24 protein-coding genes and 1 pseudogene are annotated in these 23,956 nt (G+C 54.7%); 20 read left to right on the forward strand and 5 right to left on the reverse strand.

What is annotated here, in order from left to right:
• Both eno and queE read left to right on the forward strand, forming a co-directional pair.
• Positions 1-408: pseudogene (gene eno, locus RTY00_RS01930) on the forward strand (phosphopyruvate hydratase); the annotation flags it as partial.
• 149 nt (positions 409-557) lie between these two features.
• Positions 558-1,229: a 7-carboxy-7-deazaguanine synthase QueE gene (gene queE / locus RTY00_RS01935; RefSeq protein ID WP_312663225.1), complete on the forward strand. Its 672-nt coding sequence runs from the start codon at positions 558-560 to the stop codon at positions 1,227-1,229.
• A 65-nt stretch (positions 1,230-1,294) separates the two neighbouring features.
• Here queE and RTY00_RS01940 read toward each other — a convergent pair whose 3' ends face one another.
• Positions 1,295-1,894, reverse strand: coding sequence for an inorganic diphosphatase (locus tag RTY00_RS01940; RefSeq protein WP_008104567.1), 600 nt, complete (start codon positions 1,892-1,894; stop codon positions 1,295-1,297).
• A 129-nt stretch (positions 1,895-2,023) separates the two neighbouring features.
• Positions 2,024-2,386: a 6-carboxytetrahydropterin synthase QueD gene (queD, locus tag RTY00_RS01945; protein WP_256698444.1), complete on the reverse strand. Its 363-nt coding sequence runs from the start codon at positions 2,384-2,386 to the stop codon at positions 2,024-2,026.
• A gap of 293 nt (positions 2,387-2,679) precedes the next feature.
• Between queD and cysJ the strand changes: the two genes are divergently transcribed.
• The 3 genes from cysJ to RTY00_RS01960 are packed head-to-tail and all read left to right on the forward strand — an operon-like array spanning position 2,680 to position 6,937.
• Positions 2,680-4,482, forward strand: coding sequence for an NADPH-dependent assimilatory sulfite reductase flavoprotein subunit (gene cysJ / locus RTY00_RS01950; RefSeq protein WP_312663226.1), 1,803 nt, complete (start codon positions 2,680-2,682; stop codon positions 4,480-4,482).
• The gene (cysI, locus tag RTY00_RS01955; RefSeq protein ID WP_256697221.1) at positions 4,482-6,206 is read left to right on the forward strand and encodes an assimilatory sulfite reductase (NADPH) hemoprotein subunit; all 1,725 of its coding nucleotides are present in this window, start codon (positions 4,482-4,484) and stop codon (positions 6,204-6,206) included. The genes cysJ and cysI overlap by 1 nt, the downstream gene beginning before the upstream one ends.
• Complete coding sequence (locus RTY00_RS01960) at positions 6,203-6,937, forward strand: phosphoadenylyl-sulfate reductase (protein ID WP_312663227.1); 735 nt, start codon at positions 6,203-6,205, stop codon at positions 6,935-6,937. The genes cysI and RTY00_RS01960 overlap by 4 nt, the downstream gene beginning before the upstream one ends.
• Before the next feature lie 65 nt (positions 6,938-7,002).
• On the opposite strand, the gene RTY00_RS01965 is transcribed toward RTY00_RS01960, so the two are convergent.
• Together RTY00_RS01965 and RTY00_RS01970 are read right to left on the reverse strand one after the other, a co-directional pair.
• Positions 7,003-7,287: a YciI family protein gene (locus tag RTY00_RS01965; protein ID WP_008104557.1), complete on the reverse strand. Its 285-nt coding sequence runs from the start codon at positions 7,285-7,287 to the stop codon at positions 7,003-7,005.
• 9 nt (positions 7,288-7,296) lie between these two features.
• The gene (locus RTY00_RS01970; RefSeq protein ID WP_179452266.1) at positions 7,297-8,322 is read right to left on the reverse strand and encodes an aminopeptidase; all 1,026 of its coding nucleotides are present in this window, start codon (positions 8,320-8,322) and stop codon (positions 7,297-7,299) included.
• Positions 8,323-8,570: 248 nt separating this feature from the next.
• On the opposite strand from RTY00_RS01970, the gene cysG reads away from it, so the two are divergent.
• From cysG to RTY00_RS02045, 15 genes are all read left to right on the forward strand, one after another.
• A complete protein-coding gene (gene cysG / locus RTY00_RS01975; RefSeq protein WP_312663229.1) occupies positions 8,571-9,986 on the forward strand; it encodes a siroheme synthase CysG in 1,416 nt (471 codons plus the stop codon).
• A gap of 9 nt (positions 9,987-9,995) precedes the next feature.
• Positions 9,996-10,904, forward strand: a complete 909-nt coding sequence (cysD, locus tag RTY00_RS01980) for a sulfate adenylyltransferase subunit CysD (RefSeq protein WP_007893231.1) — start codon at positions 9,996-9,998, stop codon at positions 10,902-10,904.
• Positions 10,905-10,914: 10 nt separating this feature from the next.
• Entirely contained in the window at positions 10,915-12,342 is a 1,428-nt protein-coding gene (gene cysN, locus RTY00_RS01985; protein ID WP_312663230.1) for a sulfate adenylyltransferase subunit CysN, read from the forward strand.
• Positions 12,342-12,947 carry an adenylyl-sulfate kinase gene (cysC, locus tag RTY00_RS01990; RefSeq protein WP_312663231.1) on the forward strand — a complete coding sequence of 202 codons (606 nt, stop codon included), beginning with the start codon at positions 12,342-12,344 and terminating at the stop codon, positions 12,945-12,947. Before cysN ends, cysC begins: the two co-directional genes overlap by 1 nt.
• A 55-nt stretch (positions 12,948-13,002) precedes the next feature.
• Positions 13,003-13,323 carry a DUF3561 family protein gene (locus RTY00_RS01995; protein WP_008104547.1) on the forward strand — a complete coding sequence of 107 codons (321 nt, stop codon included), beginning with the start codon at positions 13,003-13,005 and terminating at the stop codon, positions 13,321-13,323.
• Between the two features lie 171 nt (positions 13,324-13,494).
• Complete coding sequence (gene ftsB, locus RTY00_RS02000; RefSeq protein ID WP_007893240.1) at positions 13,495-13,812, forward strand: cell division protein FtsB; 318 nt, start codon at positions 13,495-13,497, stop codon at positions 13,810-13,812.
• A gap of 3 nt (positions 13,813-13,815) precedes the next feature.
• A complete protein-coding gene (gene ispD, locus RTY00_RS02005; RefSeq protein WP_312663232.1) occupies positions 13,816-14,532 on the forward strand; it encodes a 2-C-methyl-D-erythritol 4-phosphate cytidylyltransferase in 717 nt (238 codons plus the stop codon).
• Positions 14,532-15,014, forward strand: a complete 483-nt coding sequence (ispF, locus tag RTY00_RS02010; protein ID WP_061719965.1) for a 2-C-methyl-D-erythritol 2,4-cyclodiphosphate synthase — start codon at positions 14,532-14,534, stop codon at positions 15,012-15,014. The genes ispD and ispF overlap by 1 nt, the downstream gene beginning before the upstream one ends.
• Entirely contained in the window at positions 15,011-16,054 is a 1,044-nt protein-coding gene (gene truD, locus RTY00_RS02015) for a tRNA pseudouridine(13) synthase TruD (RefSeq protein WP_312663233.1), read from the forward strand. Before ispF ends, truD begins: the two co-directional genes overlap by 4 nt.
• Positions 16,035-16,796, forward strand: coding sequence for a 5'/3'-nucleotidase SurE (surE, locus tag RTY00_RS02020; RefSeq protein WP_312663234.1), 762 nt, complete (start codon positions 16,035-16,037; stop codon positions 16,794-16,796). The genes truD and surE overlap by 20 nt, the downstream gene beginning before the upstream one ends.
• The gene (locus RTY00_RS02025; RefSeq protein WP_008104533.1) at positions 16,790-17,416 is read left to right on the forward strand and encodes a protein-L-isoaspartate(D-aspartate) O-methyltransferase; all 627 of its coding nucleotides are present in this window, start codon (positions 16,790-16,792) and stop codon (positions 17,414-17,416) included. Before surE ends, RTY00_RS02025 begins: the two co-directional genes overlap by 7 nt.
• A 166-nt stretch (positions 17,417-17,582) precedes the next feature.
• Entirely contained in the window at positions 17,583-18,704 is a 1,122-nt protein-coding gene (gene nlpD, locus RTY00_RS02030; protein ID WP_374990629.1) for a murein hydrolase activator NlpD, read from the forward strand.
• A 48-nt stretch (positions 18,705-18,752) separates the two neighbouring features.
• Positions 18,753-19,751: an RNA polymerase sigma factor RpoS gene (gene rpoS, locus RTY00_RS02035; protein WP_007893257.1), complete on the forward strand. Its 999-nt coding sequence runs from the start codon at positions 18,753-18,755 to the stop codon at positions 19,749-19,751.
• 375 nt (positions 19,752-20,126) lie between these two features.
• Positions 20,127-21,434: an MFS transporter gene (locus RTY00_RS02040; protein WP_312663235.1), complete on the forward strand. Its 1,308-nt coding sequence runs from the start codon at positions 20,127-20,129 to the stop codon at positions 21,432-21,434.
• 26 nt (positions 21,435-21,460) lie between these two features.
• Positions 21,461-22,207: a GolD/DthD family dehydrogenase gene (locus tag RTY00_RS02045; RefSeq protein ID WP_312663236.1), complete on the forward strand. Its 747-nt coding sequence runs from the start codon at positions 21,461-21,463 to the stop codon at positions 22,205-22,207.
• A gap of 108 nt (positions 22,208-22,315) precedes the next feature.
• On the opposite strand, the gene mutS is transcribed toward RTY00_RS02045, so the two are convergent.
• Positions 22,316-23,956 (reverse strand): DNA mismatch repair protein MutS (gene mutS / locus RTY00_RS02050; RefSeq protein ID WP_312663237.1); only part of this gene is annotated, 1,641 nt, incomplete at its 5' end.

Consider the following 23,956-nt stretch of genomic DNA (forward strand, 5'->3'; position numbering starts at 1 on the left):
TGGGCTGGTTTCGCATACCAGACCAAAGTACTGGGCGACAAACTCCAGCTGGTAGGTGACGACCTGTTCGTAACCAACACCAAGATCCTGAAAGAAGGTATCGATAAAGGCATCGCTAACTCCATTCTGATCAAATTCAACCAGATCGGTTCACTGACCGAAACTCTGGCTGCAATCAAGATGGCGAAAGATGCGGGTTACACTGCGGTGATTTCACACCGTTCAGGTGAAACCGAAGATGCAACCATCGCTGACCTGGCGGTGGGTACTGCAGCTGGCCAGATCAAAACCGGTTCTATGAGCCGTTCTGACCGTGTTGCTAAGTACAACCAGCTGATTCGTATCGAAGAAGCACTGGGCAGCAAAGCACCGTTCAACGGTCTGAAAGAAGTTAAAGGCCAGGCGTAATCGCCTGAGTATGCTGCCAGCGGGCAGCATCGTCTGAATAGAGCCCCGCCTTGTGCGGGGCTTTTGCTTTTATTTGGCACGAAGCAGCTGTTACTCAGCGCAGAAGATCTGCCATAATCTGCGCCTCAAATTTTAGACGTGAGTGAAAAATGTTCTACCCGATTAACGAAATGTTCCAGACGCTGCAGGGCGAAGGTTTTTACACCGGTGTTCCGGCGCTGTTCATCCGCTTACAAGGATGTCCGGTGGGCTGTAGCTGGTGTGATACCAAACATACCTGGGAAAAGCGGGCGGATCGGGAGACCTCGCTCGGCGATATTCTGATTAAAACCGTGGAAAGCGATGCGTGGGGCAACGCTGATGCGGCAATGCTGATCGACACCATTCAACGTCAGGGCTGGACCGCACGTCATGTGGTGATCACTGGCGGCGAACCGGCGATTTTTGATCTGCGCCCTTTGACGGAACAATTAGAAGCGGCGGGATTTGCCTGCCAGATCGAAACCAGCGGCACGCACGAAGTGCAGTGTTCCGATGCAACCTGGGTAACGGTTTCACCCAAGGTGAATATGCGCGGTGGCTACGACGTATTGCCGCAGGCATTGCAGCGCGCAGATGAAATCAAGCATCCGGTGGCGCGTGAGCGTGATGTGGAAGCGTTAGATGAATTGCTGGCGGGATTGCACGACGATAAAAAGCGCATTGTGGCGCTGCAACCGATCAGTCGCGGCGATGCGGCTACTAAACTCTGCATCGAAACCTGCATCGCCCGCAACTGGCGGCTTTCGATGCAGACGCACAAATATTTGAATATCGCCTAATTCGGCCTGGTGCGCATAAATGCGCACCCTATATGTAGGGTCGCCATTCATGGCGACCGCAACCTTTACTGCTTCGCTTTATAGGCATCAAACGCCTGTTTGATTTCAGTTTTGGCTTTCGCCGCATCTTCAAAACCGTTCAGCTCAACTTTCTTCCTGCCATCCGGCAACTGCTTATACACGCGGAAGAACGCCTGCAAACGTTCCTGCTCGATCTTCGGCAGGTCGCTCATCTCTTTAATGTCGTCGTAGGTCGGGTCGATTTTGCTGGTTGGCACGGCAACGATTTTGTCGTCCTTTTCGCCGCCATCAATCATTTTCAGCACGCCAATCGGACGGAGTTTGATCAACGTGCCCGGTTGCAGCGGTGCGCGAGTATAGAAAATCACATCCAGCGGATCACCATCTCCCGCCAGCGACTGCGTCAGCGAGCCATAGTTTGCAGGATAGGCAACCGGCATTGACTGGAAACGGTCGGCAAAAATAAAGCCGGTTTTGGCGTCGGTTTCATATTTGATCATGCCGCCCGCTGGAATTTCGGTTACGGCAAAGAACTCATCCGGCACTTTATCCGGTTGCGGAAAATCGAGAATATTTTGCGCCTGAACGGCGGCAGAGGCGGAAACAAAAACTGCAATCAGGGAAAGGCGTTTTACCAGGTTCATTGTTGATTCTCTTGATCTTTAATGAAGGAGACAACAACGTAGAGGCGGCAGATGACAGTGGGATGAAAGGTAAGTAAAGAAGCGTATAGCAGGAAAGTCAGGCTGCACTCACGCAGCCCGAAAACACAATTAACCTTTGTAAACGCAGCCGGCGGTGCAGGTCTCTTTAATCATCACCGCGCTTAATTCAGGCAGAATCGGCTTCATCTGATCCCAAATCCATTTCGCCAGCACTTCACTGGTCGGGTTTTCTAAACCCGGGATGTCATTCAGATAGTGATGATCGAGGCGTTCATACAGCGGCTTAAACTTCGCCTTCAGTTCGGCAAAATCCATTACCCAACCGGTATGCGCATCCACTTCGCCGGTAATTTCTAATCGCACCAGGAACGAATGGCCGTGCAAACGCCCACATTTGTGGCCTTCCGGCACGTGAGGTAAGCGGTGGGCAGATTCGAACTGGAACTCTTTAAATAACGTGGTAGACATAATGGCTCTCAGACTTAAAAACCGCTGAAGTCTACCTGAATTGCAGATTTTTCGCACCCGCTGGCAACGAAAAGGGCATTTTGCGCCTTCTCAACGCCAAACGCTTAATTAACTCATTGAATCATATCGCCTTCATTTACCACTTTTGCTGGTTAACTTTACCCGAAAAACCACTTAGTCATTTTGGTTATTTAATATGTCGAAGGCGTATTTAATCGTTAATATACAGCCCGGTAACCTACGCATTCTTTCGCAACATATTGATCCGGACTTCTGACACTGGAATTTTTAACGCAATGACGACTCAGGCACCAGGTTCACTGCTTCCGTTATCACCGGAGCAACTCGCGCGCTTACAGGCGGCGACCACGGATTTCAACACCACTCAGATGGCCTGGCTCTCCGGCTATTTCTGGGGCATGGTCAATCAGACGCCGGGTGCGGTTGCCGCACCAGCGCCGGTTCAGGCAGAAACCCCGACCATCACGCTGATCTCCGCCTCGCAGACCGGTAACGCGCGTCGCCTGGCTGAGCAGCTGCGTGATGACCTGCTGGCTGCCAAGCTGAGCGTCAATCTGGTTAACGCCGGCGATTACAAATTCAAGCAGATCGGTCAGGAAAAGCTGCTGGTGGTGGTGACCTCCACGCAAGGCGAGGGCGAGCCACCGGAAGAAGCCGTGGCGCTGCACAAGTTCCTGCTGTCGAAGAAAGCGCCGAAGTTTGAGGGCTCCGCGTTTGCCGTGTTCGGTCTTGGCGATACCTCTTATGAGTTTTTCAGCAAAGCCGGTAAAGACTTTGATGAGCGTCTGGCTGAGCTGGGTGCAGAGCGTCTGCTGGATCGTGTGGATGCCGATGTTGAATACAAAGATCAGGCGAACGCGTGGCGTCAGCAGATCACCGAGATTCTGAAAGCGCGTGTGCCGAGCCAATCGCCAGCGCAGGCCGCCGTTACTGCGGCGGGCAGCGTCAATCTGGTCGACAGCAGTCCGTACACCAAAGAAGAGCCGCTGGTGGCCAGCTTTGCGGCTAACCAGAAGATCACCGGACGCGATTCGGATAAAGATGTGCGTCACATCGAGATCGACCTTGGCGATTCAGGCTTGCGCTATCAGCCGGGCGATGCGCTCGGCGTGTGGTTTGAAAACGATGACGAGCTGGTGCAGGAACTGCTGCAGCTGGTGTGGCTGAAAGGTGACGAGCCGGTAGAGGTGCAGGGCAAAACTCTGCCGCTGGCTGAAGCGCTGAAAACGCATTTCGAGCTGACGGTCAACACGCCACAAATCGTTGAGCAGTATGCGGCGCTGTCCCGCAATGACGCGTTGCTGGCGCTGGCCGGTGACAAGCCGAAGCTGCAAAGTTATGCGCAGAGCTTCCCAATTGTCGATATGGTGCGTCAGGCACCTACCGAATTGAATAGCGAACAATTAACCGGCCTGCTGCGTCCGCTGACGCCGCGCCTGTACTCCATTGCCTCATCGCAGGCGGAAAACGAAACCGAAGTGCACATCACCGTGGGTGCGGTGCGCTTTGAAATCGACGGTCGCCAGCGCGGCGGCGGTGCCTCAACCTGGTTAGCAGATCGTATCGAAGAGGATGGCGAAATTCGCGTCTTCATCGAGCACAACGATAACTTCCGCTTACCGGCTAATCCGGAAACGCCAGTGATCATGATTGGTCCGGGCACCGGCATCGCGCCGTTCCGCTCCTTTATGCAGCAGCGTGACAACGATGGCGCAGGCGGTAAAAACTGGCTGTTCTTCGGCAACCCGCACTTCACTGATGATTTCCTCTATCAGGTGGAGTGGCAGAAGTACGTCAAAGATGGCCTGCTGACCAATATCGATCTGGCATGGTCACGCGATCAGGCCGAGAAAGTTTACGTACAAGATAAAATCCGCGCCAAAGGTGCGGAGGTGTGGAGCTGGTTACAGGAAGGCGCGCACCTTTACGTCTGCGGCGACGCCAATCGTATGGCGAAAGACGTTGAGCAGGCATTACTGGATGTGGTGGTCGAACACGGCGCTATGGATCGTGAAACGGCTGACGAATTTTTAAGTGAGCTGCGCATTGAGCGCCGTTATCAGCGAGACGTTTACTAATGAGCGAAAAACATCCTGGACCGCTGGTCGTTGAAGGCAAGCTGGTCGACGCTGAGCGTCTGAAAAAACAGAGCAACTACCTGCGCGGCACCATCCTCGACGATCTCGACGATGGTCTGACCGGCGGCTTCACCGGCGACAACTTCCTGCTGATCCGTTTCCACGGCATGTACCAGCAGGATGACCGCGATATTCGTGCCGAGCGCGCTGCGCAGAAACTCGAACCGCGTCATGCCATGATGCTGCGCTGTCGTCTGCCGGGTGGCATCATCACGCCAACGCAGTGGCTGGCGATTGATAAATTCGCCACCGATAAAACCATTTACGGCAGCATCCGTTTGACTAACCGTCAGACTTTCCAGTTTCACGGCATTCTGAAGAAGAACGTGAAGCCGACGCACCAGATGCTGCACGAAGTCGGGCTGGATGCGCTGGCGACCGCCAACGATGTTAACCGTAACGTGCTGTGCACCTCGAATCCGGTGGAATCAGAACTGCATCAGGAAGCGTACGAGTGGGCGAAAAAGCTGTCAGAGCATCTGCTGCCGCAAACCCGCGCTTACGCTGAAATCTGGTGGGACAAAGAGAAGGTCGCGACCACCGATAAAGAGCCGATTCTTGGCGAAACCTATCTGCCGCGTAAATTCAAAACCACGGTTGTGGTGCCGCCGCATAACGATGTCGATCTGCACGCCAATGACCTGAACTTCATCGCCATCGCCGAGAAGGGCAAGCTGATTGGCTTTAACCTGCTGGTTGGCGGTGGTTTGTCGATTGATCACGGTAACAAAGCGACTTACGCGCGCACCGCGAGCGAGTTCGGCTTCCTGCCGGTTGAGAAGATCCTCGACGTGGCGGCCGCTGTCGTCACTACGCAGCGCGATTGGGGTAACCGTACCGATCGTAAAAATGCCAAGACCAAGTACACGCTGGAACGCGTCGGCGTTGAGACCTTCAAAGCGGAAGTGGAAAAGCGTGCCGGTCTGACATTCGAACCGATTCGTCCGTATGCGTTTACTTCGCGCGGCGACCGTATTGGCTGGGTGAAAGGCATCGATGAGAAATGGCACCTGACGCTGTTCATCGAGAACGGCCGTCTGCTGGATTATCCTGGCCGTCCGCTGAAACGCGGCATCGCTGAAATCGCGAAAGTGCATCAGGGCGATTTCCGCCTGACCGCCAACCAGAACCTGATTGTGGCTGGCGTGCCGGAGAAGCAAAAAGCGCAGATCGAAGCCATCGCCCGTGAACACGGTTTGATGGAAGCGGTCACGCCGCAGCGTGAAAACTCCATGGCGTGTGTGGCGTTCCCGACTTGTCCGCTGGCGATGGCCGAAGCCGAGCGCTTCCTGCCGTCGTTCGTCACCAAAGTGGAAGAGATCATGCACAAGCACGGCGTCGGCGAAGAGCACATAGTGTTACGCGTTACCGGTTGCCCAAATGGTTGTGGCCGTGCTTTGCTGGCGGAGTTAGGTCTGGTGGGTAAAGCACCGGGTCGTTACAACTTACACATTGGCGGAAACCGCGAAGGCACGCGCATCCCACGCATGTACCGCGAGAACATCAACGAAGGCGAAATCCTTGCCAGCATCGATGAGCTAGTGGCGCGCTGGGCAACCGAGCGTCAGGCCGATGAAGGCTTTGGCGACTTCGTGATTCGCACCGGCATCATTAAAGCCGTGGTTGATCCCGCCCGTGATTTCTGGGACTCGGAGGCAGTATGACGGTACTCGATCTCGCAGCACTGAATGGTTCATCAAAAGTTGACCGCATTATGGCGCTGGCTGAAAGCAACGTGCAGCTGGAGAAACTCTCCGCTGAACAACGTGTGGGCTGGGCATTAGAACAGCTGCCAGGCGCATTTGTGCTGTCATCCAGCTTTGGTATTCAGGCGGCGGTTTTGCTGCATATGGTGACGCAGCAGAAGCCGGACATTCCGGTGATCCTGACCGATACCGGTTATCTGTTCCCGGAAACTTATCGCTTCATTGATGAGCTGACCGACAAGCTCAATCTTAACCTGCAGATTTTCCGTGCTGATACCTCAGCGGCCTGGCAGGAAGCACGTTACGGCAAACTGTGGGAGCAGGGCGTCGAAGGGATTGAGCAGTACAACCAGATCAACAAAGTGGAACCGATGAACCGCGCGTTGGAAACGCTGGGTGCGCAAACCTGGTTTGCTGGTCTGCGCCGCGATCAATCTGGCAGTCGCGCCAGCTTGCCGGTGCTGGCGGTGCAGCGCGGCGTGTTCAAGATTCTGCCAATCATTGATTGGGATAACCGTCAGGTGCATCAATATCTGACCAAACAAGGATTGAAATACCATCCGCTGTGGGATGAAGGTTATCTGTCAGTGGGCGATACGCATACCACCAAAAAGTGGGAGCCGGGCATGGCAGAAGAAGAGACTCGCTTCTTCGGCCTGAAGCGCGAATGCGGGTTGCATGAAGGTTAATTGACCAGGTCGGCATAAATGCCGACCCTACAACGTAGGGAGCGCATTCATGCGCTCCTTTTTAATCAAATCCCTTTTAACACCGCGAACTCTTCCGCCGCACGCGTCACATTCACTTTTGTAACTTCATAATGCGCCACTGCCACAAACGGATCTTCCGCCAGGATAGTATCCAGCCGCGCACGATCAATATCCTTCACCAGCAGTACGCCGCCGGTGCGCGGATCTTTGCGACCCGCCGCAATAAATACGCCGCTGTCAAAATAGCGATTAAGCCACGCAACATGTGGGTCGAGTAACGCTTCCACTTCTTCTACCGGACGAAAATAGTTCAGATATACCACGTACATAGTGAATCCTCAGGTTGTCGGATTAGCGAGCTCGGTTAGCAGCGGCAGCAGAATCTTCACGCTGTCACGCGTGCGTTGAGTGATGCGGCCAGGCAGCCAGTGATCGAGATAGTTGAGATTATCGCGCTCGGTTTGATGGCGCACATTGCCTGTCGGGAAATGGCTGGAGCGCGCGCGTTGTTGCTGCCCATCTTTGTTGCCCAGCGCCCAGTTGGCGGCAGTGACATCCAGCAATGGCATGCCGGCTTTATCGAACGGGTTCACGCCGGGATAATCGCGTGCGGTCATCGCGTGGCTGGCGGCGGAGATGCCGTAGCGGTGCGCCAGTTGCACGGCGCGCGCGCTGGTCTGCTTGCGTACCGCCGATGGCGTATTGATGCCGCTATTAAAGTAGAGATGATCGCCGACGATCAGGCTATTCAGATCGATCACCAGCAGCGTGTTCTTCTTCTCTTGCACGCTCATGCGCGCCAGATAATCATCCATGCCATGCAAGCCCGCTTCACCAGCGCTCAGCGCCACAAAGCGCACGCCGTAATGCAGCGGCGTCTTACTCAGCGCCTGCGCCAGCTCCAGCATCACGCCCAGACCGGAAGCATTGTCATCCACGCCCTGCAAGCGCAGGCCGCCGAGATTGTTATCCGCTTCATGGCGACTAAGCGGAGTCCAGGTATCCAGATGCGTGACGATCAGAATCTCCTGCGGCACTTCCCCGGCACGCGCGGCAATCACCGAGGTGGCCGTGACTTTGTGCGGGCGGCTCTCGCCCTTTTTCTCCAGCCAGTTATAGCTGGTTTTAAACTGGCGGGTATTACTCTGATATCCCAACTGGCTGAACTGCTGCTGCAGATAATCGGCAGTCAGCAACTCGGCCGGACTGCCGCTCATGCGGCCGGGGAAATAAGTGGCGATATGGCGTAGTTGCTGTTCGGCAAAATGTCCTGGCGCGGTGGAAGTGCTCGCAGCCTGAGCTAAGAAAGGCAAACCGCCCGCAAGCAGTGCTGCCAGCACGCAGCGGCGGAAAGTGGCAAACATAGTGATAGTCCTTTTCTGACATCCAGTGATGCTAAAAAAATTCCGAGATAGTATGAAACTGTGATGACGCTTGCACAATTTGATTTGCTCCGAAACACCAGCAATATCATTTGTTAAGCACAAAATGTTATCAGCAATCCTGGGTCGTTATTCCATTCGGTAACTACTCATTCCAATTCGTAATTTCATCTGTCCGAAGGGCGGGACGTATAGTCGCGTTAACTTATTGTAAAACTAGCAAGGTTAACGTGGATTATCTGCCTCTCTTTGCCGATCTCAAAAGCCGTCCGGTGCTGGTTGTCGGCGGTGGCGAAATCGCTGCGCGCAAAATAGAACTGCTGCGGCGTGCCGGTGCGCGCGTGCTGGTCGCCGCGCGCGAACTCGGTCATGAGCTGCAGGCGCTGCTGGAAATTGAGGCGATTGAATGGATCGCCCACAGCTTCGATCCGGCGCAGCTGGATGGCGTGTTCCTTGTGATTGCCGCCACCGATGACAACGCGCTGAATGCGCAGGTGTTCGATGCCGCCAACGCGCGCCACAAGCTGGTGAACGTGGTGGACGATCAGCCGAAGTGCAGCTTTATCTTCCCGTCGATTGTCGATCGTTCACCGCTGGTGGTGGCGATCTCCTCTAGTGGCACCGCGCCGGTGTTGGCGCGTCTGCTGCGTGAAAAAATTGAAGCGTTACTGCCGGCCAATCTCGGACAGATGGCGGAAGTGGCTGGGCAGTGGCGCGACAAGGTGAAGCAGCGCTATCACCGCATGTCTGACCGCCGTCGCTTCTGGGAGCGCGCCTTTAACGGTCTGTTCGCCAGCCAGATGGCGGCGGGTAACGTCCATGAAGCGCGGCGCACGCTGGATCACGAACTGGAAAACGATAGCGACAATCAGGGCGAAATTACGCTGGTAGGCGCCGGTCCAGGCGACAGCGGTTTGCTGACGCTGCGTGGTTTGCAGGTGATGCAGCTGGCCGATGTGGTGCTGTATGACCATCTGGTCAGCGACGAAGTGCTTGAGCTGGTGCGGCGCGATGCCGACCGCATCTGCGTCGGCAAACGCGCCGGTGCGCATTCGGTGCCGCAGGAAGAGACCAATCAGATGCTGGTGACGCTGGCGCAACAGGGTAAACGCGTAGTGCGCCTGAAAGGCGGCGATCCGTTTATTTTTGGCCGCGGTGGCGAAGAGCTGCAGGCGGCGCAGGCCGCGGGTATTCCGTTCCAGGTGGTGCCGGGCATCACCGCTGCAGCAGGCGCAACCGCCTATGCCGGTATTCCACTGACCCATCGCGACCACGCGCAGAGCGTGCTGTTTATTACCGGTCACTGTCGCGCGGATGGCGACGGCATTGATTGGCCGTCGCTGGCGCGCGCACGTCAAACCTTAGCGATTTATATGGGCACGGTGAAAGCGGCGGAAATCGCTGCCGGTCTTATCGAACATGGCCGCGCCGCCTCCACGCCGGTGGCGGTGATTGGCCGCGGCACACGTCAGGATCAGCAGGTGCTGACCGGAACCTTAGATCAACTGGAAGCGCTGGCAGCCGCCGCGCCCACGCCAGCACTGTTAGTGATTGGCGAAGTCGTAAATTTGCACGGGCAATTGGCCTGGTTCCAACATTCGGCACAGCAGGGGGCTCGCGAGTCCGCCGTTGTCAATTTGGCTTGAGGAAAAATTATGGACCAAAATCGACTTACTCATCTGCGCCAGCTGGAGGCAGAGAGTATCCATATCATCCGCGAGGTGGCGGCCGAGTTCAGCAATCCGGTGATGATGTACTCCATCGGTAAAGACTCCTCGGTCATGCTGCATCTGGCGCGCAAAGCCTTCTATCCGGGCACGCTGCCGTTTCCGCTGCTGCATGTTGATACCGGCTGGAAATTCCGTGAAATGTACGAGTTCCGCGATCGCACCGTGAAAGCGATGGGCGCGGAGCTGCTGGTGCATCGCAACCCGGAAGGCGTGGCGATGGGCATCAACCCGTTTGTCCACGGCAGCGCCAAACACACCGACATCATGAAAACCGAAGGCCTGAAGCAGGCGCTGAACAAATACGGCTTTGATGCGGCATTTGGCGGCGCACGTCGTGATGAAGAGAAGTCGCGCGCGAAAGAGCGTATCTACTCCTTCCGCGATCGCTTCCACCGCTGGGACCCGAAAAATCAGCGTCCTGAGCTGTGGCACAACTACAACGGCCAGATTAACAAAGGCGAAAGCATTCGCGTGTTCCCGCTTTCCAACTGGACCGAGCTGGATATCTGGCAGTACATCTTCCTCGAGAATATCGAGATCGTGCCGCTCTATCTCGCGGCGCCGCGTCCAGTGCTGGAGCGTGATGGCATGCTGATGATGATCGATGACGACCGTATCGATCTGCAGCCAGGCGAAGTGATCAAACAGCGCATGGTGCGTTTCCGTACCCTCGGCTGCTGGCCGCTAACCGGCGCGGTGGAATCAGAAGCGCAGACGCTGCCGGAAATTATTGAAGAGATGCTGGTCTCCACCACCAGTGAACGCCAGGGCCGCGTGATTGACCGCGACCAGGCCGGTTCGATGGAAATGAAGAAACGTCAGGGTTATTTCTAAGGAGACACAGATGAATACCGTTATTGCACAACAGATTGCCGATCAGGGCGGCGTAGAAGCCTGGCTGACCGCGCAACAACATAAAAGCCTGCTGCGTTTCCTCACCTGCGGTAGCGTCGACGACGGCAAAAGTACCTTGATTGGTCGCTTGCTGCACGACACGCGTCAAATTTATGAAGATCAGCTCTCCTCGCTGCACAACGACAGCAAACGTCACGGCACCCAGGGCGAGAAGCTGGATCTGGCGTTGCTGGTCGATGGCTTGCAGGCCGAGCGTGAGCAGGGCATCACTATCGATGTGGCTTATCGCTACTTCTCTACCGAGAAGCGCAAATTCATTATTGCCGACACGCCGGGACACGAGCAGTACACCCGCAACATGGCGACCGGTGCATCGACCTGCGATTTGGCGATCCTGCTGATCGATGCGCGTAAAGGCGTGCTGGATCAGACGCGTCGTCACAGCTTTATCTCCACGCTGCTCGGCATCAAGCATCTGGTGGTCGCCATCAATAAGATGGATCTGGTGGAGTACAAGCAAGAAACCTTCGAGCAGATCAAACAGGATTATCTCGATTTTGCTGCGCAGCTGCCGGAAGACCTCGATATTCGCTTTGTGCCGATGTCGGCGCTGGAAGGCGATAACGTGGCAACGCCAAGCGTCACCATGCCGTGGTACAGCGGCCCAACGCTGCTCGACGTATTAGAAACCGTTGAACTGAACCGCGTGGTGGATCATCAGCCGATGCGTTTCCCGGTGCAGTATGTAAACCGTCCGAATCTCGATTTTCGCGGTTATGCCGGTACGCTGGCTTCGGGCGTGGTGAAAGTCGGCCAGCGCGTGAAAGTGCTGCCTTCAGGCGTGGAATCTACCATCACGCGTATCGTCACCTTCGATGGCGACCTGCCTGAAGCGGGCGCCGGTGAAGCGATTACGCTGGTGCTGAAAGATGAGATCGACATCAGCCGTGGCGATCTGTTGGTGGATGCTGAGGCCGATCTGCAGGCAGTGCAATCCGCCAACGTTGACGTGGTGTGGATGGCGGAACAGCCGCTGCAGCCGGGCCAAAGTTACGAAGTGAAGATCGCCGGTAAGAAAACCCGCGCGCGCGTGGAGAAAGTGATCCATCAGGTGGAGATCAACTCGCTGGAGAAGCGCACGGTGGACAGCCTGCCGCTTAACGGCATTGGCCTGGTGGAACTGACCTTTGACGAACCGATGGTACTGGACGCTTATCGCCAGAATCCGGTGACCGGCGGCATGATCTTTATCGATCGCCTGAGCAACGTGACGGTTGGCGCGGGGATGATTAATCAGCCGCTGACCGATGTGCGTGCGCAAGCGGGCCAGTTCAGCGATTTCGAGCTGGAACTGAACGCGCTGGTGCGTCGTCACTTCCCACACTGGAACGCACGCGATCTGCTGGGTGGCAAGTAATGGCGCAGCACGATCAAAACGTGGTGTGGCACGATCATCCGGTAACGCGCGAGGAGCGCGAACAGCAGCACGGCCATCAAGGCGTGGTGCTGTGGTTCACCGGGCTTTCCGGCTCGGGGAAATCTACCGTGGCCGGCGCGCTGGAGCAGGCGCTGCATCGGGCGGGGGTGAATACCTATCTGCTGGATGGTGACAACGTGCGTCACGGCCTGTGCCGTGACCTCGGCTTCAGCGATGACGATCGTAAAGAGAACATTCGCCGCGTCGGCGAAGTGGCGAAACTGATGGTCGATGCCGGTTTAGTGGTGTTGACCGCCTTTATCTCGCCGCATCGCGCTGAACGTAACATGGTGCGCGATCTGCTCGCGGAAGGGCAGTTTATCGAAGTGTTTGTCGATACGCCGTTGGCGGTGTGCGAAGCGCGCGATCCCAAAGGTTTGTACAAAAAAGCCCGTGCAGGTGAGCTGCGAAATTTCACCGGCATCGATAGCGTTTACGAGGCGCCAGACGCCCCGGAAATCCACCTTGATGGCGAACAATTGGTTACAAAACTCGCCGGCCAATTGTTAGACCTGCTGCGTGACCGCGATATCATCAGATCCTGAACCGACAGCGGCAAATCCTTCTGGGTTTGCCGCGCTTAGCGTCAACAGGACCTCTATGCAGAACGTAACGCCCATGCTAGCCCGTAAAGATGAACGCACCCCGGATGAGCCTCGCTCGTCACTGCCGGGCGGCGTGTTTGGCTTTCTCTCGTACTGGTGCGCGCTGGCGATTCCGTTCATGCTCTACGGCTCCAACACGCTGTTCTTCTTCCTCTACACCTGGCCATTCTTCCTCGCGCTGCTGCCGGTTTCGGTGCTGATTGGCATCGTGCTCAGCCTGATGATCCGCACTCACTTATTCTGGAGCGGTATCGCCACAGCGATGGTGGTGATATGCCTGTTCTGGCTGCTGTTCTCATTTCTCTCCGGTTGGTAACGCCCAGCTGATGTGCAAACGCATCGGCAGGTTACAAAACTTTACCTGCCGTCTCGCCTCCTACTCTGGCATTATTTGTCCGGCTAAACGCCCGTGCGCGGCATTTTCGCCGCCGCTGTGGAGTCCAGCGTCAAGTTATGGGATGATTGGGCCGTTTTTCAGGGGGCGGGGATGGGAAAACTGACGTTACTGCTACTCGTGCTGCTGGGATGGCTTCAATATTCCCTGTGGCTGGGTAAGAACGGTATTCATGACTATACGCGCGTCAACGAAGACGTCGCGTCACAACAGGCGAATAACGCCAAGCTTAAAGCGCGTAACGATCAGCTATTCGCCGAAATTGACGATCTCAATGGCGGCTCTGAAGCGATCGAAGAACGCGCACGTAATGAACTGGGCATGATTAAGCCCGGTGAGACTTTCTATCGTCTGGTGCCAGACCAGAACAAACGTAACGCGCAACAAGCTGCGCAAAATCAACAACGATAAGCCATGAACAAGCGCCCGATCCTTGCGGATGTGATTGCCGTGGTGCCCGCCGCAGGTGTGGGCAGCCGTATGCAGGCTGCCTGCCCAAAACAGTATCTGACCATTGGTCAATTCACCCTTCTTGAACACAGCGTCGCACGTCTGCTGGCACATCCTGCGGTAAAACAGGTGATTGTGCCGGTCAGCAATGACGATGGCTGGTTCGACTCACTGCCGCTGGCGCAGGATTCCCGCATTCTCAGAGTGACCGGTGGCGACACGCGCGCCGAATCAGTGCTGGCGGGTTTAAACGCTATTCAACACAGCGAATGGGTGCTGGTGCATGACGCCGCGCGTCCTTGCCTGCATCCGGATGATTTAGCGCGCCTGTTAGCGGTACGCGAATACAGCAAGGTTGGCGGGATTCTGGCCGCGCCGGTGCGCGACACCATGAAGCGCGCCGAACCCGGCAAAACCGCCATTGCCCACACCGTTGAACGCGAGGATTTATGGCACGCGTTAACGCCGCAATTTTTCCCGCATCAGCTGCTCACCGCTTGCCTGACGCGCGCACTCCATGAAGGCGCTACCATTACCGATGAAGCGTCGGCGCTGGAGTATTGCGGTTATCACCCGCTGTTGGTGAGCGGACGTAGCGACAATATTAAGGTGACGCGGCCAGAAGATCTGGCGCTGGCGGCCTTCTATCTTACCCAGATTCAGTTACAGGAGAGCGCATGATGCGTATCGGTCACGGTTTTGACGTTCACGCTTTTGGCGGCGAAGGTCCGTTAGTGATTGGCGGGGTGCGTATTCCCTTCGAACACGGTTTTATTGCCCATTCTGATGGCGATGTGGCGCTGCATGCGTTGACAGACGCTTTGCTCGGCGCAGTGGCGATGGGCGATATCGGCAAGTTATTCCCGGATACCGATCCGGCGTTTAAAGGCGCTGACAGCCGCGGTTTGCTGCGTGAAGCCTGGCGTCGTATTCAGCTGAAAGGCTATCGCATCGGTAACGTCGATGTGACCATCATTGCGCAGGCACCGAAAATGTTGCCGCATGTGCCGCAGATGCGCGTCAATATCGCCGAAGATCTCGGATGCCATATGGACGACGTCAACGTCAAAGCCACCACGACCGAAAAGCTCGGCTTTACCGGTCGTGGCGAAGGCATTGCCTGTGAAGCGGTTGCGCTGCTGATAAAGGCCGATCAGGCATGAGTGAGTTGCATTACCTGCACGGCGTGCCGACTGCCACCGGCGTCATCAAAGCCAATCCCGAAGATTTTGTGGTGATTGAAGATCTCGGCTATCCCTACGATGGCGAAGGTGAGCAGCTGTTGGTGCGCATCCGTAAAATTGGCTGCAATACGCGCTTTGTCGCCGAAGCCATTGCCAAGTTTCTTGGCGTACCGGTGCGCGATCTCAGCTATGCCGGCATGAAAGATCGTCATGCGGTCACCGAGCAAACGCTCTGTTTCCGTGTGCCCGGCAATGGCATGCCGAATCTGGCGGGATTCCAGCTGGAAGGCGTTGAAATTCTGCAGGTGATTCGCCATAAGCGTAAACTGCGCACCGGTGCGCTGGCGGGCAATGCGTTCCGCTTAGTGGTGCGTCAGATTTCCGATCGCCGTGCAGTCGACGCACGCTTGCAGCAGATTCAACAGCGCGGCGTGCCGAACTACTTTGGTGAGCAGCGCTTTGGTCGTGGCGGCAACAACCTGACGCAGGCGAAACAGTGGGCGAAGGAGACATTCCGTCCGCGCGATCGCAATATGAAAGGTTTGCTGTTGTCAGCGACCCGCAGCCATCTGTTTAATCAGGTTACCAGCGCGCGTTTGCAACGTGATGGCGCACTGGATGTGGTGCAGGTGGGCGATGCGGTGCAGCTGGCCGGTCGCGGAAGCTGGTTTGTGGCGCAGGCGGAAGAGTTGCCTGACGTACAGCAGCGCGTTGATAATCACCAACTGCGCATCACTGCGCCGCTGCCGGGGCGCGGCGATCCGGGTCCACAAGGCGATGCGCTGCTTTTTGAGCAGCAGAGCCTGGCAGGTGCAGAAGAATTGATTACACTGCTTGAGCGCGAGCGCGTTGATGCCGCGCGCCGTGCAATGCTGGTGGTGCCAAAGGATCTGCGCTGGGAATGGTGGGACGATATGACGCTGGAGATGCAGTTCTGGCTGCCCGCCGGCAGTTTTGCCACCAGCGTGGTGCGTGAGCTTCTCCAACAAGAAGGTAACGATGCGGATATTGCTGAGTAACGATGATGGAATTCATGCGCCGGGTATTCAGACGCTGGCGCGTGCTTTACGTGAGTTTGCCGAGGTGCAGGTTGTCGCGCCCGATCGCAATCGTAGCGGCGCATCAAATTCGTTAACGCTGGAAACGCCGCTGCGTACTTTTACGCACGAAAACGGTGATATCGCGGTGCAGATGGGCACGCCAACTGACTGCGTGTTCCTCGGAGTCAACAAGCTGATGCAGCCGCGTCCCGACATCGTGGTGTCCGGCATCAATGCCGGTCCAAATCTTGGCGACGATGTGATTTACTCCGGTACCGTCGCTGCGGCGATGGAAGGGCGCCATCTGGGCTTGCCTGCACTCGCCGTCTCGCTCAACGGACATCAGCATTACGACACCGCCGCATCCATCACCTGTACGCTGTTACGCGCGCTATCGCGAGCTCCGCTGCGTACTGGCCGCATTCTCAATATCAACGTGCCGGATTTGCCGTTAGCGGAGATCAAAGGTTTCCGCGTTACCCGCTGCGGCAGTCGTCATCCGGCCGATCAGGTTATCTGCACCGAAGATCCGCGCGGCCAACCGCTTTACTGGATTGGCCCGCCGGGGCAAAAGCTGGATGCTGGCCCGGATACCGATTTCGCTGCGGTGGATGCGGGCTATGTTTCGCTAACCGCGCTGCATGTCGACTTGACTGCGCATGCAGCACAAAACGTATTAAGTGACTGGCTGATCCAGGCAGAGGTAAAACTCGCATGGTGAATCGCCGCATCGAAACGCTTTTGGAGCAACTGCGCGCGCAGGGCATTCATGATGAGCACTTGCTGAAAGCCATTGCCGATGTGCCGCGTGAGCGTTTTATCGATGAGGCGTTTGAACATAAAGCCTGGGAAAACGTAGCGCTGCCAATTGGCAACGGCCAGACCATCTCTCAGCCTTACATGGTGGCGCGCATGACCGCCTTGTTAGAGCTGACGCCGGAATCGCGCGTGCTGGAAATCGGCACCGGTTCTGGCTATCAGACCGCTATCCTGGCGCATCTGGTTAATCATGTTTATTCCGTCGAACGCATCAAGGGATTGCAGTGGCAGGCTAAGCGCCGCCTCAAGCAACTCGATCTGCACAATATCTCAACGCGACATGGTGATGGCTGGCAGGGCTGGGCGACGCGTGGCCCGTTTGATGCCATTATCGTGACCGCCGCACCGCCTGAAATTCCGACTTTGCTGATAGCGCAATTAGGTGACGGCGGCAAAATGGTGCTGCCGGTTGGCGAGGATCAGCAGGTGTTGAAGCGTTTGCGTCGTCAGGGCGATGAATTGATTGAAGAAATTATCGAGCCCGTACGCTTTGTGCCGTTGGTTCAGGGCGATCTGGCCTGAGCCATCCTTACGCAATTCTTCACAACTGTTACATGGCACGGCACAGTTGATATTGTTACTATCCTTGTTTATCAATGCTAAAAACCGTTTTTAACGTTACGCGCAGTGGATAATGCGGTTAACGCCGTTACACATTTATATTCAGGGTTGCCATCACGGGGGATCAGTGAGCATGGGAAGCACAGCATTTCAATTACGCCGTTTGGCGGCACTTTCTTTGGTAGGTTTTTGGCTGGCGGGCTGTAGTTCAGGCGATAATACACAGGCACCCATCAGCCAGATTGGTGGTAATAGCGGCGATAGCGGTATGGCTTCAGCCCCGAGTGGCGGCATGATCTCTTCGCAAAACAGCACTGTGCCAGCGATGCCGCATGGCGGAATGTTAAGCGGCGGCACACCATCGGCTCAACCAACTGGTGGAATGGTAAGTGACAATAATAATGTGGCCACAGAAAATGGTCGCATTGTGTACAATCGCAATTATGGGAATATTCCTAAAGGTAGCTACGGCGGCGAAACCTATACCGTAAAACGTGGCGATACCTTGTTCTATATTGCCTGGATCACCGGCAACGATTTCCGCGATTTGGCACAGCGCAACAACATCGCAGCCCCGTATGGCTTGAACGCCGGACAAACGCTGCAGGTGGGCAACGGCAACGGCCAAACCATCACCGGTGGCAACGCTATCACCGTAGCTGATGCAACACAGGGCGGCGTGCCAGTTACCCCGAGCCAGACGCAAATTAAATCCACCCCTGTTGCACAGCAACCTGTTATTACGTATTCTGATGATTCGGGTAATTCGTCGGGTAGCAAGTTGCTGCCGTCGAAAGGAGCAAATAATGTGGCAACGACCACAGCTCCGGTTGTCGCACCACCTACAGTCAGCAGCACGACTAATAGCACAACTCCAGTGGGAAGCTGGCGTTGGCCGACTGATGGGAAGATCATCGATAACTTCTCCGCTGCGGAAGGCGGAAACAAAGGTATCGATATCGCCGGTTCGCGTGGACAACCTGTTGTCGCCACAGCTTCGGGAAGAGTGGTGTACGCAGGCAACGCGCTCCGTGGGTACGGTAATTTAATCATCATCAAACACAATGATGACTACCTGAGCGCCTACGCCCACAACGACTCTATGCTGGTCCGGGAACAACAGGAAGTTAAGGCGGGGCAAAAAATCGCTACCATGGGTAGCACCGGTACCAGTTCAGTACGATTGCACTTTGAAATTCGTTACAAGGGGAAATCCGTAAACCCGTTGCGTTATTTACCGCAGCGATAATCCGGCAGAACCTTGGTTCTGCCCTTGGATCACGGGTAGGAGCCGCTAATGAACCAGAATACGCTGAAAGTTAACGATTTACATGAAGATGCGGAATTCGAGGAAAACAACGGAGCTGAGGTTTTTGATGAGAAGGCTCTCGTTGAGAACGAACCTGGTGATAACAACGACGTAGCGGAAGAAGAGCTGTTGTCACAGGGTGCGACGCAACGCGTTTTGGATGCGACGCAGCTTTACCTCGGCGAGATTGGTTATTCACCGCTGCTGACGGCAGAAGAAGAAGTCTTCTTTGCGCGCCGTGCACTGCGGGGTGACATTCCTTCTCGTCGCCGCATGATTGAAAGTAACTTACGCTTGGTAGTAAAGATTGCCCGCCGTTACAGCAATCGTGGTCTGGCGCTGCTGGATCTGATTGAAGAGGGTAATCTCGGCTTGATTCGCGCCGTAGAGAAGTTTGACCCAGAACGTGGGTTCCGTTTCTCAACTTACGCCACGTGGTGGATTCGTCAGACAATTGAACGGGCGATCATGAATCAAACCCGTACCATCCGTCTGCCCATCCACATCGTTAAAGAGTTGAATGTTTACCTGCGTACCGCGCGTGAACTTTCGCACAAGCTCGATCATGAGCCAAGTGCCGAAGAGATTGCCGAGCAGCTAGACAAGCCTGTTGATGACGTGAGCCGTATGCTGCGTCTCAATGAGCGCATTACCTCGGTCGATACACCTTTGGGTGGCGATTCCGAAAAAGCGCTGCTGGATATCCTGGCCGATGAGAAAGACAACGGTCCGGAAGACACCACGCAAGACGATGATATGAAGCAGAGTATCGTTAAGTGGTTGTTTGAACTGAATGCCAAGCAGCGTGAAGTGCTGGCACGTCGTTTCGGCCTGTTAGGCTATGAAGCGGCAACGCTGGAAGATGTAGGCCGTGAAATCGGGTTGACCCGTGAACGCGTACGTCAGATTCAGGTGGAAGGACTGCGTCGTCTGCGTGAGATTCTGCAGACACAAGGTTTGAACATCGAAGCACTGTTTCGCGAATAACAGAATACGTAGGTAACACAAGAAGCGGTGGTGAAAACCACCGCTTTTTTATTGGATAAAAATAAAGACACTGATTCTGTTATCTCGTTATGAAAAATTTTAACGCCATCACGTAATCTCTTTCCTACGTAATATAAAGATAAACGTAAATTAAACGTAGTAGATGTTAATTAAACATCTAATAAATGCGCTTTTTATCTTGCTCTCATTTAATAAAATGTAATGCTACGCACGGCTTTCTTTGCAATATTGCCATTGTTCCTTACTCTGTGTCACTCCCATAAAAGTTTTTAGCTCCATGCTATGCCATTTTCTTGCTCGCTGTATCACCAGGATATTCAGGTAATGAATAATTAAAAGGGAGTAAGAAGAACAATGAGTGTGCAAAGCAGCAGTACAAAGTCACAATACTCCAGAGTGGTTTTAGGTATGCCAATATCTCTGCTATGGGGATATATTGCGATGGCCATCTTCATGACCGGCGATGGGATTGAACTGGCTCATCTTTCCCGATATCTCTACGATCTTGGCTATGGAGAAAAGCAAGTCTCATTAGTTTTCACCGTTTATGCATTAACTGCTGCGGTCTCAAGTTGGCTTTCTGGTGCGGTTAGTGAAATTTATGGCCCGAAGAAAATCATGCTCACTGGCGCTATTTGGTGGATGGTTTTACATGCCGTATTTGTTTACTTCGGTGTGAGTGAAAATAACTTTATCTGGATGTTGGTCAGTTATACGCTGCGTGGCTTCGCTTATCCGCTGTTCTTTTATGGCTTCTACGTATTAGTGGTGCAGCGCACGCCTGAGCATCGACTTGCCTCAGCTACCGGCTGGATATGGTCGATGTTTACCATTGGTTATGGCATCACGGCTTCCTTCCTTTCCGGCCTTCTGGTTCCGGAGATTGGCTTCATTAATACGCTTTGGCTATCACTGTTGTTTGCTGCGGTGGGCGGCGTGATTATATTCCTCTCGGTTAAAAATCAGAGTGAAGAGAATCTAAATAGTGAAGGCGTCAGTCGCAAAGAAAAATTACGTGAAATATCGCGTGGAATAACCTTGATCTTTGAAGACCGCAGTATGTTCTTTGCGCTGATAACACGCATCCTATGTAATGTGGCATTATTTGGCTTGCCGGTCTTTATGCCGATATATTTTACCCGTGAGTTGGGTTTTTCTACTAAAGAGTGGGCGACTATCTGGGGCGTGTTTTTCCTCGTGCAACCGGTAACCAATGTACTTTGGGGCATTATTGGTGATCGTATTGGCTGGATTTTTCAAATGCGCTGGTTTGGTTTCTTCGGATGCACGATTACCACTGCTGCTTTCTATTATTTACCCTCGCTTTTCCCAGGTAATCTGGCGTTGGCCATCGTCTGCGCGCTGTTATTAGCTTTAACACTCACTTCCTTTGTGCCGATGGGGGCGATATTCCCGATGCTGGCGCCGCAACATAAAGGCGCGGCTGTCTCGGTACAAAATCTGGGCGGTGGTTTCGGTAATCTTATTGGCCCGGCGGTTGCCGCACTGATGTTCGGTCTGTCATTTGAAATAGAGCACGTGATTATTACTTTCTCTTTGCTCTATTTTGCCGGCGGCGTGATGACATTCTTTATTCGCAATCCCCAACCAAAGATAGAGCGTAACGCGGCATTAAAGACAACCGCTACCGAATCCGAATAAACACCCTAAATGAAAAGGATAGCAACATGACAACACTATTTTCACTGCAAAATAAAGTCGCCATAGTCACCGGCGCCGCATCGGGAATTGGTTACGCTATTGCTCGCTGCTTAAGTGCTGCCGGCGCGCAAGTCGCGATGGTTGATCGCGCAGAAGAGGTTAAATCGGTTGCCAGCAAGATGGACAATCCTACGCGAGGTTACGTTTTCGATCTGGCTAACGTCGAGGCGCTTGGCGAGCTGGTAGAGCAAATCCATCAGGATTTTGGCCGTATCGATATTCTGGTCAATAACGCCGGTATTGGCATGCTGGAAGCCGTGGGCGAAGTACAACTCGCCAGCTGGAATACCACAATGTTGATTAACATGACCGCGCCATTTTTCCTTGCTCAGCATTGTGCCCGCTATATGAAGGAACAAGGTTTTGGCCGTTTGATTAATATCGCCTCACAGGCCAGCGTCATTGCGCTCAATGAGCACGCGGCATACTGCACCAGCAAATCAGGCATGGTTTCTTTTACGCGCGTGTTGGCAGCAGAGTTGGGACCTTTTGGCATTACCGCCAATGCCATTTCACCTACGGTGGTTGAGACGGAATTAGGTAAGCGTTACTGGCATGGGGAGCGAGCCGAGCAGATGAAATCGAAAATCCCTTCGCGACGTTTTGCCACGCCTGAAGAAGTTGCTAGCACGGTGCTATATCTCAGCGGCAATGAAGCGGCCATGGTCAATGGCGAGAATTTAGTGATCGATGGGGGATATAGTGTGATTTAAAGCCGGGCGAGTTGATTGGGATGAGCCTGCTGATATTGCTCAATACCAGGGAATGGTAAGACAGAAAAAATAGCCCGCACAGAGCGTTGCTTCTGGGCGGGCGAATAACTACACCAGCGTTTTCAAGCGATAGATCCACTCCAGCGCTTGCTTCGGCGTTAAGCTGTCTGGGTCCAGTGCCTCAAGAGCATCAACCGCCGGTGAGGTTTCCGCCACCAGCAACTGCATTTGCGAACCCTCCACCGTGGATGCGGCAGAGCTGCCAGATAATGCTTCCAGCTCCTTCAGCTTATTACGCGCGCGCTTAATCACGTCCTTCGGCACGCCCGCCAGTGCCGCCACCGCGAGACCATAACTTTTGCTCGCAGCACCATCCTGCACGCTGTGCATAAATGCGATGGTGTCTCCGTGTTCGACCGCATCCAAATGCACATTCACCACGCCTTCCATTTTTTCCGGCAGCGTGGTCAGCTCGAAATAGTGGGTGGCGAACAGTGTCATGGCTTTAATGCGATTCGCCAGACTTTCAGCGCAGGCCCATGCCAGCGACAAACCGTCGTAAGTTGAGGTGCCGCGCCCGATCTCATCCATCAATACGAGACTGTTTTCGGTGGCGTTATGCAGGATGTTGGCGGTTTCCGTCATCTCCACCATAAAGGTTGAGCGTCCGGAAGCCAGGTCATCAGCAGCACCGACACGCGTGAAGATGCGATCGATTGGGCCGATGACGGTCTCTTCCGCTGGTACATAACTGCCAATCCACGCCATCAGTGCAATCAACGCGGTCTGACGCATATAGGTACTTTTACCGCCCATATTGGGGCCGGTGATGATCAACATGCGACGCTGCGGTGAAAGTGAAAGCGGGTTTGCGATAAACGGCTCTTTCAATACCTGTTCGACCACCGGATGGCGGCCCGCAGTAATACGGATGCCCGCTTTCTCTTGCAGCACCGGACGGCAATAATTAAGCGTCCAGGCGCGTTCGGCCAGGTTCGCTAACACGTCCAGTTCAGAGAGTGCAGCCGCGCTGATTTGCAGGGCTTCAAGATGCGGCAGCAGGCGGTCAAACAGTTCATCGTAAAGACCTTTCTCCAGCGCCAGCGCTTTGCCTTTCGACGTCAGAACCTTGTCTTCATACTCTTTCAGTTCAGGAATGATATAGCGTTCAGCATTCTTTAGCGTCTGGCGGCGAACATAGTGAATCGGCACCAGATGGCTTTGACCACGACTGACCTGAATGTAGTAGCCGTGAATCGCGTTAAAGCCGACTTTCAGCGTATCCAGCCCGAGTTTCTCGCGCTCACGGATTTCCAGACGATCAAGATAATCGGTGGCGCCATCGGCCAGCGCACGCCATTCGTCGAGTTCAGCGTTGTATCCCGGAGCGATCACGCCACCGTCGCGTACCAGCACCGGCGGCGATTCAATGATCGCGTGTTCCAGCAACTCACGCAGCTCGTTGAATTCGCCCATTTGCGATCGCAGATTGATTAATTGCGTTGCCTCAACACCTTCAAGTTGCTGGTTCAACTCTGGCAACTGCTGGAAGGCATGGCGCATACGTGCCAAATCGCGTGGGCGCGCGGTGCGCAGTGCCAGTCGCGCCAGAATACGCTCCAGATCGCCCACCTGGCGCAGCACCGGCTGCAGCTCTTGACTAAGCGATTGCAGTTCTGCGATAGACTCCTGACGCCGAGCAATGGTAGTGACATCACGCAGCGGCATATGCAGCCAGCGTTTCAGCAT

The sequence above is a fragment of the Pantoea sp. CTOTU49201 genome (assembly GCF_032054795.1).
GTDB classification, from domain to species: Bacteria; Pseudomonadota; Gammaproteobacteria; order Enterobacterales; family Enterobacteriaceae; genus Pantoea; species Pantoea symbiotica.